The organism is Streptomyces sp. NPDC051921 (assembly GCF_040680975.1).
Lineage (GTDB): Bacteria > Actinomycetota > Actinomycetes > Streptomycetales > Streptomycetaceae > Streptomyces.
Genome location: NZ_JBFAXU010000012.1, coordinates 181,352 through 197,021 on the forward strand (window position 1 = coordinate 181,352; position 15,670 = coordinate 197,021).

The following is a 15,670-nucleotide window of genomic DNA, read 5'->3' on the forward strand; positions in this document are numbered from 1 at the left end:
GCTGGTCGTCAGTCCTTTCGTACGGTCAGCTGAGACCGACTCAGATGTCGAGGAAGCGAACGTCCTTGGCGTTGCGCTGGATGAACGAGCGCCGCGCCTCGACGTCCTCGCCCATCAGCACCGAGAACAGGTCGTCGGCCTGGGCGGCGTCGTCCAGGGTGACCTGGCCGAGCACGCGGTGCTCGACGTCCATGGTGGTGACGCGCAGCTCCTCGGCGTTCATCTCGCCGAGACCCTTGAAGCGCTGGATCGAGTCTTCCTTGATCCGCTTGCCGTTCTGCTTGCCCAGCTCGACGAGGGCGTCGCGCTCACGGTCCGAGTACGCGTACTCGAAGTCGTCGCGGCCCCACTTGATCTTGTAGAGCGGCGGGCGGGACAGGTAGACGTGACCGGCCTCGACCAGCGGGCGCATGAAGCGGAAGAGGAAGGTCAGCAGCAGGGTGTTGATGTGCTGGCCGTCGACGTCGGCGTCCGCCATCAGGATGATCTTGTGATAGCGGAGCTTCTCGATGTCGAAGTCCTCGTGCACACCGGTGCCGAAGGCGGAGATCAGCGCCTGGACCTCGGTGTTCTGCAGGATCTTGTCGATCCGGGCCTTCTCGACGTTCAGGATCTTGCCGCGGATCGGCAGGATGGCCTGGTACATCGGGTTGCGGCCGGACTTGGCCGAGCCGCCGGCGGAGTCACCCTCGACGATGAAGATCTCGCACTTGGTGGGGTCGTTCGACTGGCAGTCGGAGAGCTTGCCCGGCAGGGACGCCGACTCCAGGAGACCCTTGCGGCGGGTCAGGTCGCGGGCCTTGCGGGCGGCCACGCGCGCGGTGGCGGCGGTGATGCCCTTGCGGATGATGTCCGCGGCCTCGTTGGGGTTGCGGTCGAACCAGTCCGTCAGGTGCTCGTGGACGACCTTCTGGACGAAGGTCTTCGCCTCGGTGTTGCCCAGCTTGGTCTTGGTCTGGCCCTCGAACTGCGGCTCGCCGAGCTTGACCGAGATGATCGCGGTCAGGCCCTCGCGGATGTCGTCACCGGTGAGGTTGTCGTCCTTCTCCCGGAGCAGCTTCTTGTCGCGCGCGTACTTGTTGACGAGGGTCGTCAGCGCGGCGCGGAAGCCCTCCTCGTGCGTACCGCCCTCATGGGTGTGGATCGTGTTCGCGAACGAGTACACGCCCTCGCTGTACGAGGAGTTCCACTGCATCGCGATCTCGACCGAGAGCGTGCGCTCCTTGTCCTCGGCCTCGACGTCGATGACGGTGGGGTGGATCAGCTCGCCCTTGCGCGAGTTGAGGTACTTCACGAAGTCGACGATGCCGCCCTCGTAGTGGTACTTCACCGTGCGGGCGGCGGCCTCGGGGGTCGCCTCGGCGTCCGGGTCGTCGGCGCCGACCGTGGCCTTGGCGGACTCGCGCTCGTCCGTGAGCGTGATCGTCAGGCCCTTGTTGAGGAAGGCCATCTCCTGGAAGCGGCGCGAGAGCGTCTCGAAGGAGTACTCGGTCGTCTCGAAGATGTCCGGGTCGGACCAGAACGTCACCGAGGTGCCGTGCTCGTCGGTCGCCTCGTGCTTCGCGAGGGGCGCCGTCGGGGCGCCCATCTTGTAGTCCTGCGTCCAGCGATGGCCGTCGGTCTTGACCTCGACGGCGACCTTGGTGGACAGGGCGTTCACGACGGAGACGCCGACACCGTGCAGACCGCCGGAGACCGCGTAGCCGCCGCCGCCGAACTTGCCGCCCGCGTGCAGCACGGTCAGCACGACCTCGAGGGCCGGCTTGCCCTCGGACTCGACGATGCCCACCGGGATGCCACGGCCGTTGTCGACGACACGGACACCGCCGTCGGCGAGGATCGTCACGTCGATGGTGTCCGCGTGCCCGGCCAGGGCCTCGTCGACGGAGTTGTCGACGACCTCCTGCACCATGTGGTGCAGGCCGCGCTCTCCGGTCGAGCCGATGTACATGCCGGGGCGCTTGCGCACCGCATCCAGACCCTCGAGGACCTGGATGTTGCTGGCGGTGTACTGCTTGTTCTCGTTGGGGTTGCCGGAATCGGCCACGAAGCGCCCTTTCTGGCACAGCACAGGCCGTTCTCCGGGCATACGGGAGCGGCTGCGTCGTTCGACTTGTTCCGCAGGGTGGCGGGATTGTCTTCCAGTCTACCGGTACCACTGACACTCATGGGGGTTTGCCGGTACCTGAATGCTCATGTGCCGCCCTCAACGGCATCGAGACGACTCCCCATATCCGGGAAGGGGCTCCAGAGGCCTCTGACGGCCACCTAGCGCTTCGGGTCGTAGCGCGCAGTGGCGACCGGAAGGGGGGAGCGTGATTCATGGGCATTCGTCCCGCCGAGAGCAGGACGGACGGACCCAAACCACCCACAGCGGGAACCGCGCTTCCGCGCTGCGCCACGGCCGTGCGCGCGCCCGGCTCAGCCGTAGGTCTTCCCGGGCCGGCTCGGCCCAGCCGTGGGTGTCCCCGGGCCGGCTCGGGGACAGCTAGCCGTGCTTCCCGAGCCCGGTCGACCCGGGTGTGGGTGTCCCCGGGCGTCTCGGCTCGGCTACGGGCCTCCGGTCGACCCGGGCGTGGGGGTCCCCGGGCGTCTCGGCTCGGCTACAGGCGCCCGCTCGACCCGGGCGTGGGGGTCCCCGGGCGCCTCGGCTCGGCTACAGGCGCCCGCCCGAGCCGGTCGACCCGTGCGTAGGTGTCCCGGGCCGGCTCGGCTCAGCCGTAGGTGTCCCCGGGCCCGGTCGACCCGGGCGCCCGCAGCGGCCCGTAACCGCGGCGGGGACCGCCGGGCCCGAGCACCTTGATCATCCGCACGGTCCCGTGCCCGAGGTCCTCGTTCAGCCGCGCGACGAGCCGCGGCGCCAGCAGGCGCAGCTGCGTGGCCCAGGCCGTCGAGTCGCACTGCACGGTGAGCACCCGCTCCTCGGGGTCCTCGTCGTACTTCAGCGGCACGCAGTGCTTCGCCAGGTCCTCGCCCACGATCTGCGGCCACCGGCCCATGACCCCGCCGACCGCCGCCGGCGTCTCCCAGCCCCGCTCGGTGATGAGCCGGTTGATCGCGGCGCCGAGCGCCATCGGGTCGCGCCCGTCGGCGCGCGCGCCGGAGCGCAGGCCGCCACCGCGCCGGGCCTGCTTCTTCTGCTGCGCCGCCGCGCCCCGTGCCCGCGCCTGCTCCTTGGCGGCGCGCAGCGCGACCCGGGCGAGATCCACACCCGAGGGCTCGGGGGCCGCGGCGGCCGCCGGTTTGTCCACAGGCTGTGGGGAAGTTTCGCCGTTCATCGCCGTCCCGCCTTTCAGACCCGTTCCACCGCGCCGCCGGACACCTCGTACCGGGTGCCCGTGAGCACGCCCGGCACGTCGTCGTCGACCGCCGCCGTGACCAGCACCTGCTCGCCGGGCGCCACCAGTTCCGCGAGCCGCTCGCGCCGGCGCGCGTCGAGCTCGGCGAAGACGTCGTCGAGGACGAGCACCGGCTCGTTGCCCTCGGCACGCAGCAGGTCGTACGAGGCCAGGCGGAGCGCCAGCGCGTACGACCAGGACTCGCCGTGGCTCGCGTACCCCTTGGCCGGCAGGTCGCCGAGCTTGAGCAGCAGGTCGTCGCGGTGCGGCCCGACGAGCGTGACGCCCCGCTCGATCTCCTGCTTGCGTACGTCGGCGAGCGCGGCGATCAGCTGCCCGTACAGCTCCTCGCGGGTGTGCCCGGAGCCCGGCGCGGAGGGCTTGTACTCCAGCTGGACCGGCCCACCGCCGGGCGCCAGCTGCTCGTACGCCTTGTCGGCGAGCGGCTGGAGCATGCCGATGAGGTCGAGCCGCTGGGCGAGCAGCTCGGCGCCGGCCCGGGCCAGGTGCTGGTCCCAGACGTCCAGGGTGGACATGTCCATGGAGCGGCCGCCGTGCCGCCGGGCCATGGCGGCGGACTTCAGGAGCGTGTTGCGCTGCTTGAGCACCCGCTCGTAGTCGGACCGCACGCCCGCCATGCGCGGCGCGCGCGCCGTGATGAGCTCGTCGAGGAAGCGCCGGCGCTCACCGGGGTCGCCCTTGATCAGCGCCAGATCCTCCGGCGCGAACAGCACCGTGCGGATGATGCCGAGTACGTCACGGGGCCTGACCTGAGAGGACCTGTTGATACGGGCGCGGTTGGCGCGGCCCGGGTTGAGCTCGAGCTCGACCAGCTGGGAGCGCTCGCCCTGGGTGACGGCGGCGCGGATGATCGCCCGCTCCGCGCCCATGCGCACCAGCGGGGCGTCGGAGGCGACGCGGTGACTGCCGAGGGTGGCGAGATAGCCGACGGCCTCGACGAGATTGGTCTTGCCCTGTCCGTTCGCGCCCACGAACGCGGTGACGCCCGGGTCGAGCGGGACCTCGACCCGGGCGTACGAGCGGAAGTCGGCCAGCGACAGATGCGTGACGTGCATGGTGGGCGCCGACCTTCTTCCCCCGGCGGCTGTGCACCGCGGGGTGCACAGCCTGTGGATTACTTCTTCGTCTCGACCGCGTGGCCGCCGAACTGGTTGCGCAGCGCGGCGATCATCTTCATCTGCGGCGAGTCGTCCTGACGCGAGGCGAACCGCGCGAACAGCGACGCGGTGATCGCGGGCAGCGGTACGGCGTTGTCGATGGCGGCCTCGACGGTCCACCGGCCCTCGCCGGAGTCCGACGCGTAGCCGCGCAGCTGGTCCAGGTGCTCGTCCTCGTCGAGGGCGTTGACCGCGAGGTCGAGCAGCCACGAGCGGATGACGGTGCCCTCCTGCCAGGAGCGGAAGACCTCGCGCACGTCGGTGACGGAGTCGACCTTCTCCAGGAGCTCCCAGCCCTCGGCGTAGGCCTGCATCATCGCGTACTCGATGCCGTTGTGGACCATCTTCGCGAAGTGGCCGGCGCCGACCTTGCCCGCGTGGACCGAACCGAACTCGCCCTCGGGCTTCAGCGCGTCGAAGATCGGCTGGACGCGGGCCACGTGCTCGGCGTCGCCGCCGTACATCAGCGCGTAGCCGTTCTCCAGGCCCCAGACACCGCCGGAGACGCCGCAGTCGACGAACCCGATGCCCTTGGCGGCGAGCTCCTCGGCGTGCTTCTCGTCGTCGGTCCAGCGGGAGTTCCCGCCGTCCACGACGATGTCGCCGGGGGAGAGCAGGCCGGCCAGCTCGTCGATGGTCGACTGGGTGGCCGCACCGGCGGGGACCATGACCCACACGACGCGCGGACCCTTGAGCTTGCCCACAAGCTCTTCGAGGCTGTGGACATCGGCGAGGTCCGGGTTGCGGTCGTATCCGATGACGGTGTGGCCGGCGCGGCGAATGCGCTCGCGCATGTTGCCGCCCATCTTGCCGAGACCGACGAGACCGAGCTCCATCAGAGATTCCTTAAGCGTCGTGTGCGGTTCGTACCCGGGTCCGAGCCTACGCCCGGACCCCGGTGCACACCTGTGGGGTCAGCCGCTCAGTCGACGGCCCTCGTCCCCGATGTCAGCCGCTCAGCCGGACCGGCATGATCAGGTACTTGTAGGCCTCGTCCGCCTCCGCGTCGACCGCCGGCTTGCCGCTCAGGAGCGCGGGCTTCGTGGAGGTCGTGAAGGAGAGCTGGGCGACCGGCGAGTCGATCGCGCTCAGGCCGTCCAGGAGGAAGGTCGGGTTGAAGGCGATCGAGATGTCGTCGCCCTCCAGCTGCGCGTCCACACGCTCCACAGCCTGTGCGTCGTCGCTGGAGCCGGCCTCCAGGATGAGCACGCCCTGCTCGAAGCTGAGCCGGACCGGGGTGTTGCGCTCGGCCACCAGGGCCACACGCTTGACGGCCTCGACGAAGGGGGCGGTCTCGATCACCGCGACCGAGTTGAACTCGGTGGGGAACAGCGTCCGGTACTTCGGCAGGTCGCCTTCGAGCAGACGGGTGGTGGTGCGGCGGCCCGCGCCCTCGAAACCGATCAGCCCCTCGCCCTTGCCGGAGCCGGAGAGCGCGAGGGTGACCGTGTCACCGCTGGTCAGCGCCTTCGCGGTGTCCAGGAGGGTCTTCGCCGGCACCAGGGCGACGGCGGAGGCGTCCGGGGACTCCGGCTTCCACAGGAACTCGCGGACGGCGAAGCGGTAGCGGTCGGTGGAGGCCAGGGTGACCGTGTCGCCCTCGATCTCGATGCGCACACCGGTGAGGACGGGCAGCGTGTCGTCACGGCCGGCGGCGATGGCCACCTGGGCGGCGGCGGAGGCGAAGACCTCGCCGGGGACGGTGCCGGTCGCGGTGGGCATCTCCGGCAGCGCCGGGTACTCCTCCACAGGCAGGGTGTGGAGGGTGAAGCGGGAGGAGCCGCAGACCACCGTCGCCCGTACACCGTCTGTGGAGATCTCCACCGGGCGGTTGGGGAGGGCGCGGCAGATGTCGGCGAGCAGGCGGCCGGAGACGAGGACGGTGCCGTCCTCCTCGACCTCCGCCTCGACGGAGACCCGCGCCGAGACCTCGTAGTCGAAGCTGGAGAAGCTCAGCGCACCGTCCTCGGCCTTCAGCAGAAGGCCCGCGAGTACGGGCGCCGGCGGACGGGCCGGAAGGCTGCGGGCCACCCACGCCACCGCCTCCGCGAGTACATCGCGCTCCACCCGGATCTTCACCGGAACCGCCTCCTGCTTGTTGCTGGCTCTTCGTCGACTGCGGGATCCAGTCTGACGTACGCCACCGACACTCGGTGCGGCTCGGGGTCAAGTCGCGACAAGAGGTCGCCGAGGCTCCGGGCTCAAGTTGTGCACAGGCCCCACTTCGAAGCGGATTCCGGGCTAACTATGAGTGGGAGTAGTAGTAGGGCCTGTGGAAACCGTGGATAACGCCATTGGCGCAGGTCAGGCCCAGTTTTTTGTCCACTGCCCCTGTGGGTGGCACCAGTGGACAACCGGGGTGTTCTGTGGACACACGAAAGTTCTGCACACCCGATTCACAGGGCATGGGGAGTTCTCCCCAGTGCTGTCCCCAGCTTTCCCCAGGTTCCCCACAGCCCAAACGTCTCCCTTGGTGTGACCGCTTTCACTCGCCCCAGTGAGCCCGGGTGTTTCGTTGCCGAACAGTGGACAGCGGTGTGGAGAAGCTGTGGGCAACCGCTCGCCCCCTGTGGGCGGGCAGTGGACAACCGCTCGCGGCCCCTGTGGACGGATCTTTCATCCACAGCCTGTGGAGATCGTTTGCCAACAATTCCACAGCCCTCTGACCTGGAGTGATGGGTTGTCACCAGGGCTGCCTGTGGACGCAATCCGGATAACTCGACGGTCCCCACCCTGTGGACGGGAGATCATCCCGCAATCTGTGGAGAACCCGCCACCGGAACGGCGTAATCGAACACCAGGGTCCGCGTCCCCGGCCGTCCACCGCTCTCCCCGGCCCGCCCGGGAACGCCGAAGGGCGCCCCGGGAGGTGTCCCGGAGCGCCCTTCAGAGCCCTGCGAGGGGCCGTGACGGCCCGCTCAGCCGTTCTTGATGCGGTTGGTCAGCTCGGTGACCTGGTTGTAGATGGAGCGCCGCTCGGCCATCAGCGCGCGGATCTTGCGGTCCGCGTGCATGACCGTCGTGTGGTCGCGGCCGCCGAACTGCGCGCCGATCTTCGGCAGCGACAGGTCCGTGAGCTCACGGCACAGGTACATGGCGATCTGCCGGGCCGTCACCAGGACGCGGCTGCGCGAGGAGCCGCACAGGTCCTCCACCGTGAGACCGAAGTAGTCGGCCGTCGCCGCCATGATGGCGCCGGCCGTGATCTCCGGAGCGGAGTCCTCGCCGCCCGGGATCAGGTCCTTGAGGACGATCTCGGTGAGCCCGAGGTCCACCGGCTGCCGGTTGAGGCTCGCGAACGCGGTCACACGGATCAGCGCGCCCTCCAGCTCACGGATGTTCCGCGAGATCCGGGAGGCGATGAACTCCAGCACCTCCGGCGGGGCGTTCAGCTGCTCCTGCACCGCCTTCTTGCGCAGGATCGCGATGCGCGTCTCCAGCTCCGGCGGCTGCACATCGGTGGTGAGACCCCACTCGAAGCGGTTGCGCAGCCGGTCCTCCAGGGTCACCAGCTGCTTGGGCGGCCGGTCCGAGGAGAGCACGATCTGCTTGTTCGCGTTGTGGAGCGTGTTGAAGGTGTGGAAGAACTCCTCCTGCGTCGACTCCTTGCTCGCGAGGAACTGGATGTCGTCGACCAGCAGGATGTCCACGTCCCGGTAGCGCTTGCGGAACGCGTCGCCCTTGCCGTCGCGGATCGAGTTGATGAACTCGTTGGTGAACTCCTCCGAGCTCACGTACCGCACCCGGGTGCCCGGGTAGAGGCTGCGCGCGTAGTGCCCGATCGCGTGGAGCAGATGGGTCTTGCCGAGCCCCGACTCCCCGTAGATGAAGAGGGGGTTGTACGCCTTCGCCGGGGCCTCGGCCACGGCGACCGCCGCCGCGTGCGCGAAGCGGTTCGAGGACCCGATGACGAACGTGTCGAAGAGGTACTTGGGATTCAGCCGCGCGTGCTGCTCGCCGGGCGCTCCGGCCCCGGCGCCCTGACCGGACGAGGAGCCGCCCATGCCCGGGCCGCCGCCCGCGGTGCCCGCGCCCATCCCGCCGGGGCCCGGACCGCCGGGCCGGGGGCCCTGCGGCTCGGGCACCTCTCCGCGCTCGGGGCGCTGCGGCTGCTCGTACGGGGGGCGCTCGTCGTAGCGCGGCTGCGGGGACTGCGGCCGCGCCGTCGCGTAAGGATCGCGCTCCTGGAAGCCCCCGAGCCGCTGCTGCTGCCAGGACAGGTCCTCCTGGGCGCGCGGCCAGGAGCCGGGCTCGTGGCGTTGCTGCTGGTACTCGCCGGGGTAGGCGGGCCGGGCGGTCGGCAGACCGTCGTCCGGCATCGGCCGCCCGTAGTCGTCGTACTTCTCGTACTTCTCGTACGAGCCGTAGGGCTCCGTCGGCGGGCGCTCGTCGTAGCGCGGCTGCTGCGGCTGGGGCTGCTGCCGGGCCGGCGGCGCGGACGGCGCCGGCTCGCCGACGGAGTCGTCGACGGTGATCGCGATCCGGATCGGCCGGCCGCAGGCGCGGCTGAGCGCCTCGCTGATCAGCGGGGCGAGGCGGCCCTCGAGGACCTGCTTGCCGTATTCGTTGGGGACGGCGAGCAGCGCCGTGTCGGCCACCAGTGCGAGCGGCTGGCAGCGCTCGATCCACTGCTTGTCCTTGGGCTCGATGCCCTGGCCTTCGCCGAGGAGCTGTTCCAGCACGCGCGGCCACACTGCGGCAAGATCGGCAGGTACGTCAGCCACGGGGCACGCTTCCTCGCAGGTCCCACGAATGTGTGGTTCTCGGGACGGTGGGTCGAAGTCCGTAAGGACAGGTAAGGACAGAACGGAAAAGATTGCGGAGTCCAGCCACGGTAGTCGGGGCGGCTGACGTGGTTCAAGTTGTTGTCCACAGCCTGTGCACAGAGGGGCCCCACGACCGGTCGGTTTGACCGGATGGCGTAGCCGCGCGTACCGTAACCAGGTCGAGTTGTCGATGGCTGCTGCCGCCTGCCTCCGATGGGCGAAGATCACCATATGTGATCGCGAAGCGGTGCACTCGGGCGTATGCGAGCTACTCGTGGGCGCACGGTGACAGCCAGGCGATGTCCCGCCACCAACGAATCATTTCTGGAGCCCCCGAGTGAGCAAGCGCACCTTCCAGCCGAACAACCGTCGTCGCGCCAAGACCCACGGCTTCCGCCTGCGCATGCGTACCCGTGCCGGCCGCGCCATCCTGGCGAACCGCCGTGCCAAGGGTCGCGCGAGCCTGTCCGCCTGATCTGTCTAAACAGGTCATGACGTGCTGCCTACCGAGAATCGGCTGAGGCGGCGCGAGGACTTCGCGACCGCGGTACGCAGAGGACGCCGGGCCGGACGCCCGCTCCTCGTCGTCCATCTACGAAGCGGTGCCACGGACCCGCACGCGCCTGGGGAGAGCGCTCCCCCGACGCGTGCGGGTTTCGTCGTGAGCAAGGCCGTAGGCGGCGCGGTCGTCCGCAACCAGGTGAAGCGTCGTCTGCGCCATCTCATGCGCGATCGGCTCACCGAGCTGCCCCCCGGTAGCCTGGTGGTCGTACGGGCGTTGCCCGGAGCCGGTGACGCCGACCACGCACACCTGGCCCGAGACCTGGATGCCGCTCTCCAGCGGTTGCTGGGAGGGGGCGCGCGATGAAGTACCCGCTGCTGGCTCTCATCAAGCTGTACCAGTGGACGATCAGCCCGCTCCTGGGTCCCGTCTGCCGGTACTACCCGTCGTGTTCCCACTACGGATTCACGGCCATCGACCGGCATGGCGCGATCAAGGGCACTGCCCTGACCGCCTGGCGCATCCTGCGGTGCAACCCCTGGTCGCCCGGCGGCGTGGACCATGTTCCCCCGCGCAAGCGACCGCGCTGGCACGAGATGCTGCGCAACGCCCTGCGCGGAGACAAGGGCGGGTCCCCCGCCGAGACGAGCCCGGCCGCAGAGACCTCGCCCAATGCTCAAGGAGCCTGATTAGTGGACACGATTGCCAATTTTTTCAGCTTCATCACCACACCTGTCTCATGGGTGATCGTCCAGTTCCACAAGTTGTACGGGGCGATCTTCGGTCCTGACACGGGCTGGGCCTGGGGCCTGTCGATCGTGTCCCTCGTGGTGCTGATCCGCATCTGTCTGATTCCGCTCTTCGTCAAGCAGATCAAGTCGACGCGGAACATGCAGGCGCTCCAGCCGAAGATGAAGGCGATCCAGGAGCGCTACAAGAGCGACAAGCAGCGTCAGTCCGAAGAGATGATGAAGCTGTACAAGGAGACGGGCACCAACCCGCTCTCCTCGTGCCTTCCCATCCTGGCGCAGTCGCCGTTCTTCTTCGCCCTGTACTCGGTGCTCTCGCACATCGCCGAGGGCAAGACGATCGGCGTCATCAACCAGTCGCTGCTCGACAGCGCCCGTCAGGCCCACATCTTCGGCGCGCCGCTGGCCGCCAAGTTCACGGACAGCGCGGAGAAGGTCGAGGCCCTCGGTGCCTCCATCACCGACGTGCGCATCGTCACCGCGGTCATGATCGTCCTGATGTCGGCCTCGCAGTTCTTCACCCAGCGCCAGCTGATGATGAAGAACGTCGACCTCTCGGTGAAGACCCCGTACATGCAGCAGCAGAAGATGCTGATGTACATCTTCCCGCTGATCTTCGCCGGCATGGGCATCAACTTCCCCGTCGGTGTTCTCGTCTACTGGCTGACCACCAACGTGTGGACCATGGGCCAGCAGATGTACGTGATCAACCAGAACCCGACCCCGGGCAGCAAGGCCCAGGACGCCTACCTGCAGCGCCTGCTCAAGAACGTCAGCCACCACGGTGAGGTTCGCGGCCGCCGCCGGAAGAACATCGTCAAGGCCATCGTCGCCAAGGGCGCCGACCGCAACGAGAACGAGCGCCGCTTCTTCGTGGGCCTGTCCAAGGCGGGCTTCACGGCCCAGGCCGACGGCACCGTGATCAAGGGCGCCGCCGTGGCCGCCGAGGCGGAGGGCGGCGCCACCACCCGCCGCCAGCAGCCCAAGCGACAGACCAAGGCCCAGCGCCAGGCGGCGGGCGGCCAGCAGGCCGCTGACGCCCAGGCCTCGGACGAGAAGTCCGAGGACAAGGCCGACACGGCCGAGGCGAAGGCGGCTCCCTCGCTGGAGAAGAAGCCGCAGTCTCCGGCGAAGGGCGCCAAGGCCGGTGCCCAGGGCACGGACGAGCAGCCGGCGCGGCCGAGCCGAGCGAACTCCGGCGGCTCTCGCCAGGGCAAGTCCGGCCAGCGCAAGGGCCAGCAGCGGCCCAAGCACCCCTCCTCCAAGAAGTAAGCCTCCACGAAGCAAGAAGGAGTCCATCCGTGACGGAAGGCACCACCTCCGCCGCCGAGGGTGGCGACACCCTGACCCGCCTGGAGCAGGAGGGTGAGATCGCGGCCGACTACCTCGAGGGCCTGCTCGACATCGCCGACCTCGACGGTGACATCGACATGGACGTCGAGGCGGACCGGGCCTCGGTCTCGATCATCAGCGACGCCAGCAGCCGTGACCTGCAGAAGCTCGTGGGCCGCGACGGAGAGGTGCTGGAGGCACTTCAGGAGCTGACGCGGCTCGCCGTGCACCGGGAGACCGGTGACCGCAGCCGTCTGATGCTCGACATCGCGGGCTTCCGTGCCAAGAAGCGGTCCGAGCTCGCCGAGCTGGGTGCCAAGGCCGCGGACGAGGTCAAGGCCTCCGGCGAGCCGGTCAAGCTGGACCCGATGACGCCGTTCGAGCGCAAGGTCGTGCACGACGCGGTCGCCGCCGCCGGTCTGCGCAGCGAGTCCGAGGGCGAGGAGCCGCAGCGCTTCGTCGTCGTGCTCCCTGCTTGAGCCCTCTCGGCATGTCGGCCCCGTCTGTTCGCAGGCGGGGCCGAACTTTGTCAGCCTGATAGTCAGCCGGTCCGTGCGCTCGCACGGAACGCGTACGGTACGGAAGGACGGTTCCCCGTGACGGAGGCAGCGGAGCTTCCCCAGGCGCCGGAGCAGGCGCGGACAGTATTCGGCGAGTACTTTCCGGAGGCGGTCCGGTACGCGGAGCTTCTGGCGGACGCCGGGGTGAAGCGAGGTCTCATCGGCCCGCGTGAGGTCCCCCGGCTGTGGGAGCGGCACCTGCTGAACTGTGCCGTTCTCTCCGAGGTGGTTCCCGAGGGCGTCACGGTGTGCGACGTCGGCTCCGGTGCCGGACTGCCGGGTATCCCGCTGGCCCTGGTGCGCCGGGATCTGAAGATCACCCTGCTGGAGCCGTTGCTCCGCCGGACGAACTTCCTCCAGGAGGTCGTGGAGCTGCTCGGCCTCGATCATGTGACCGTGGTGCGCGGTCGTGCCGAGGAGATGCTGGGCAAGCTCCCGCCGGTGCACGTCGTGACCGCTCGGGCCGTGGCACCGCTCGACCGCCTGGCCGGCTGGGGCGTTCCTTTGCTCCGTCCCTACGGTGAGATGCTCGCGCTGAAGGGTGACACCGCGGAGGAGGAGATCGACGGTGCCCGCGCTGCGCTCTCGAAGCTCGGCGTGGTGGAGGCCTCCGTGCTGCATGTGGGCGAGGGGATCGTCGACCCGATGACCACGGTGGTCCGGGTCGAGTGCGGGGAGAGCCCGGGTGGTGTGAGGTTCGCCGCCAAGCGCGCCAAGGCGGCCCGCACCAGTCGGCCCCGCCGTCGCCGCTGAATCCCAGCCGATCCGTACCCGCTGATCCGTACAAGCTGCGATACGTACAGATTTCGGAGTGTCGAGCAGCCGCGGCCCTGCAGCGCGTGCATCGTGTTTCACGTGAAACGTCGCTCACTGCTGCAGGGGATCATCAGCCGCGGCCGCGCGGCCGCCACGCCCTGGGACCGCAAGACCCCGACGAAACCCCCCGTGAGGGTTAAAGGGTTGTCCACAGAGGTGGATTCATCCACAGAACCACGGGCCTCGCTGGTTCACGAGCCCGAAGGCATGGCAGGCTCTATCCATCGCGAGCCTGAAGCCGAGGAGAGTGAATCCTTGCGGTCCGACGCCAACATCGCGGGACCGATGACCGATCCGGTCCCCGGTCCCCGAACCGAATCGGTAGGGGCGGATGTTTCACGTGAAACACCGCCTCCGATGGACGACACCCCCATCGGCCGTGCCGCCCAGCTGGCCGTGGAGGCTCTGGGGCGTGCCGGTGAGGGACTCCCTCGGCCTGCCCAGACCCGTGTGATGGTGGTCGCCAACCAGAAGGGCGGCGTGGGCAAGACGACCACGACGGTCAATCTGGCTGCCTCTCTCGCCCTGCACGGCGCCCGCGTCCTGGTCATCGACCTCGACCCGCAGGGCAACGCCTCCACGGCGCTGGGCATCGACCATCACGCCGAGGTCCCTTCGATCTACGACGTGCTGGTCGAGAGCAAGCCGCTCGCCGAGGTCGTCCAGCCCGTCCGGGACGTCGAAGGTCTCTTCTGCGCTCCCGCCACGATCGATCTCGCCGGTGCGGAGATCGAGCTGGTGTCGCTGGTGGCACGCGAGAGCCGGCTTCAGCGGGCGATCCAGGCCTACGAGCAGCCGCTCGACTACATCCTGATCGACTGCCCGCCCTCGCTCGGCCTGCTGACGGTCAACGCCATGGTGGCGGGAGCCGAGGTGCTGATCCCCATCCAGTGCGAGTACTACGCGCTGGAAGGCCTCGGTCAGCTCCTGCGGAACGTCGACCTGGTACGCGGGCACCTCAATCCCACGCTGCACGTCTCGACGATCCTCCTCACCATGTACGACGGCCGCACGAGGCTCGCCTCGCAGGTCGCCGACGAGGTGCGAAGCCACTTCGGCGAGGAGGTCCTGAGGACCAGCATCCCGCGCTCCGTGCGCATCTCGGAGGCACCGAGCTACGGGCAGACCGTCCTCACCTACGACCCGGGCTCCAGCGGTGCCCTGTCGTATCTTGAGGCGGCGCGTGAGATCGCCCTGCGTGGTGTCGATCTCAGCTATGACGCCACTCAGGCCCACGGGATCCACCCGCACATGGGTCACCAGAACAGCCAGCGAATGTCGGAGGGGATCCAGTGAGCGAGCGACGTAGGGGGCTGGGGCGTGGGCTCGGTGCGCTGATCCCCGCTGCTCCCCAGGAGCGACAGGTGCCGGCGGTCGGCGTGGGGTCCGCCCCCGCCCCGAGCTCTCCCGGGGCCGCATCGGCGTTCGCCGCGGACCGGGGGGTGGCCGCCGCGAAGCTGGCGACCCTGCCGTCCAGCCCGCAGTCCCCGGATTCCGTGGTACCGGTCATTGAGCCGGAGCCGCTTCCGGAGTCGCCCGCCGGTGCGCACTTCGCCGAGCTGCCGCTGGACTCCATCACGCCCAACCCGCGCCAGCCGCGTGAGGTGTTCGACGAGGACGCCCTGGCCGAGCTGATCACCTCCATCAAGGAGGTCGGTCTGCTCCAGCCGGTCGTCGTGCGCCAGCTGGCCCCGGAGCGCTACGAGCTCATCATGGGCGAGCGCCGCTGGCGGGCTTGCCGTGAAGCCGGCCTGGAGCGGATTCCGGCGATCGTTCGGGCCACCGAGGACGAGAAGCTGCTGCTCGACGCCCTCCTGGAGAACCTGCACCGGGCCCAGCTGAACCCGCTGGAAGAGGCCGCTGCCTACGACCAGCTCCTCAAGGACTTCAACTGCACCCACGACCAGCTGGCCGACCGCATCGGACGTTCGCGTCCGCAGGTCTCCAACACGCTGCGTCTGCTGCGCCTCTCGCCGCCCGTGCAGCGCCGGGTCGCCGCTGGTGTTCTCTCGGCGGGTCACGCTCGCGCCCTGCTCTCCGTGGATGACCCGGAGACACAGGACAAGCTCGCCTACCGGATCGTCGCCGAGGGCCTCTCGGTGCGCGCGGTGGAAGAGATCGTCACCCTCATGGGCTCGGAGCCCTCGTCTCCGGTCAAGCCCAAGGGACCGCGGGCGGGCGCACGGGTCTCCCCGGCCCTGCGTGATCTCGCGACCCGGCTCTCGGACCGCTTCGAGACGCGGGTGAAGGTCGACCTGGGCCAGAAGAAGGGCAAGATCACCGTCGAGTTCGCCTCGATGGAGGACCTCGATCGGATCCTCTCGACGCTGGCCCCCGGTGAGGGACGCGTGATGGACCACGGGCACGCCGAGCAGGGCGGCCAGGACTCCGCCGCCGACGAGGGCGGGCAGGGCTCCGAGGGCTGAGTT

14 protein-coding genes are annotated in these 15,670 nt (G+C 69.2%); 8 read left to right on the plus strand and 6 right to left on the minus strand.

All coding sequences use genetic code 11. The features are described from left to right. Positions 1–40: 40 nt before the first annotated feature. From gyrB to dnaA, 6 genes are all read right to left on the minus strand, one after another. On the minus strand, positions 41–2,071 hold the full coding sequence (gyrB, locus tag AB0M16_RS18180; protein WP_365343932.1) for a DNA topoisomerase (ATP-hydrolyzing) subunit B: 2,031 nt from the start codon (positions 2,069–2,071) through the stop codon (positions 41–43). A gap of 643 nt (positions 2,072–2,714) precedes the next feature. Continuing rightward, positions 2,715–3,278 (minus strand): DciA family protein, encoded by a 564-nt coding sequence (locus AB0M16_RS18185; protein WP_365343934.1) that lies wholly within the window; start codon positions 3,276–3,278, stop codon positions 2,715–2,717. A 14-nt stretch (positions 3,279–3,292) separates the two neighbouring features. Further along, complete coding sequence (recF, locus tag AB0M16_RS18190) at positions 3,293–4,414, minus strand: DNA replication/repair protein RecF (RefSeq protein ID WP_365343936.1); 1,122 nt, start codon at positions 4,412–4,414, stop codon at positions 3,293–3,295. 59 nt (positions 4,415–4,473) lie between these two features. Next, on the minus strand, positions 4,474–5,352 hold the full coding sequence (gene gnd, locus AB0M16_RS18195; protein WP_365343938.1) for a phosphogluconate dehydrogenase (NAD(+)-dependent, decarboxylating): 879 nt from the start codon (positions 5,350–5,352) through the stop codon (positions 4,474–4,476). Between the two features lie 112 nt (positions 5,353–5,464). Then, entirely contained in the window at positions 5,465–6,595 is a 1,131-nt protein-coding gene (dnaN, locus tag AB0M16_RS18200; RefSeq protein WP_030205035.1) for a DNA polymerase III subunit beta, read from the minus strand. Between the two features lie 839 nt (positions 6,596–7,434). Beyond that, a complete protein-coding gene (gene dnaA / locus AB0M16_RS18205) occupies positions 7,435–9,240 on the minus strand; it encodes a chromosomal replication initiator protein DnaA (RefSeq protein ID WP_365343940.1) in 1,806 nt (601 codons plus the stop codon). 379 nt (positions 9,241–9,619) lie between these two features. Between dnaA and rpmH the strand changes: the two genes are divergently transcribed. The 8 genes from rpmH to AB0M16_RS18245 all read left to right on the plus strand — a co-directional run bounded on the left by rpmH (position 9,620) and on the right by AB0M16_RS18245 (position 15,667). Beyond that, positions 9,620–9,757, plus strand: coding sequence for a 50S ribosomal protein L34 (gene rpmH / locus AB0M16_RS18210; protein ID WP_015659252.1), 138 nt, complete (start codon positions 9,620–9,622; stop codon positions 9,755–9,757). A 21-nt stretch (positions 9,758–9,778) separates the two neighbouring features. Beyond that, a complete protein-coding gene (gene rnpA, locus AB0M16_RS18215; protein WP_365343942.1) occupies positions 9,779–10,150 on the plus strand; it encodes a ribonuclease P protein component in 372 nt (123 codons plus the stop codon). Then, positions 10,147–10,473, plus strand: coding sequence for a membrane protein insertion efficiency factor YidD (gene yidD / locus AB0M16_RS18220; protein WP_352018112.1), 327 nt, complete (start codon positions 10,147–10,149; stop codon positions 10,471–10,473). Before rnpA ends, yidD begins: the two co-directional genes overlap by 4 nt. Positions 10,474–10,476: 3 nt before the next feature. After that, positions 10,477–11,805, plus strand: a complete 1,329-nt coding sequence (yidC, locus tag AB0M16_RS18225; protein WP_365343944.1) for a membrane protein insertase YidC — start codon at positions 10,477–10,479, stop codon at positions 11,803–11,805. Between the two features lie 29 nt (positions 11,806–11,834). Next, positions 11,835–12,344 (plus strand): R3H domain-containing nucleic acid-binding protein, encoded by a 510-nt coding sequence (locus AB0M16_RS18230; RefSeq protein WP_365343946.1) that lies wholly within the window; start codon positions 11,835–11,837, stop codon positions 12,342–12,344. A gap of 117 nt (positions 12,345–12,461) precedes the next feature. Then, positions 12,462–13,178: a 16S rRNA (guanine(527)-N(7))-methyltransferase RsmG gene (rsmG, locus tag AB0M16_RS18235; protein WP_365343948.1), complete on the plus strand. Its 717-nt coding sequence runs from the start codon at positions 12,462–12,464 to the stop codon at positions 13,176–13,178. 270 nt (positions 13,179–13,448) lie between these two features. Further along, positions 13,449–14,537, plus strand: a complete 1,089-nt coding sequence (locus tag AB0M16_RS18240) for an AAA family ATPase (protein WP_365344018.1) — start codon at positions 13,449–13,451, stop codon at positions 14,535–14,537. Beyond that, positions 14,534–15,667: a ParB/RepB/Spo0J family partition protein gene (locus AB0M16_RS18245; RefSeq protein ID WP_365343950.1), complete on the plus strand. Its 1,134-nt coding sequence runs from the start codon at positions 14,534–14,536 to the stop codon at positions 15,665–15,667. The genes AB0M16_RS18240 and AB0M16_RS18245 overlap by 4 nt, the downstream gene beginning before the upstream one ends. Positions 15,668–15,670: the final 3 nt, after the last annotated feature.

Coding starts and splice junctions, on each gene's coding strand:
- AB0M16_RS18185 (WP_365343934.1), bottom strand. CDS start 3,278: ATGAACGGCGAAACTTCCCCACAGCCTGTGGACAAACCGGCGGCCGCC.
- recF (WP_365343936.1), bottom strand. CDS start 4,414: ATGCACGTCACGCATCTGTCGCTGGCCGACTTCCGCTCGTACGCCCGG.
- gnd (WP_365343938.1), bottom strand. CDS start 5,352: ATGGAGCTCGGTCTCGTCGGTCTCGGCAAGATGGGCGGCAACATGCGC.
- yidD (WP_352018112.1), top strand. CDS start 10,147: ATGAAGTACCCGCTGCTGGCTCTCATCAAGCTGTACCAGTGGACGATC.
- AB0M16_RS18240 (WP_365344018.1), top strand. CDS start 13,449: ATGGCAGGCTCTATCCATCGCGAGCCTGAAGCCGAGGAGAGTGAATCC.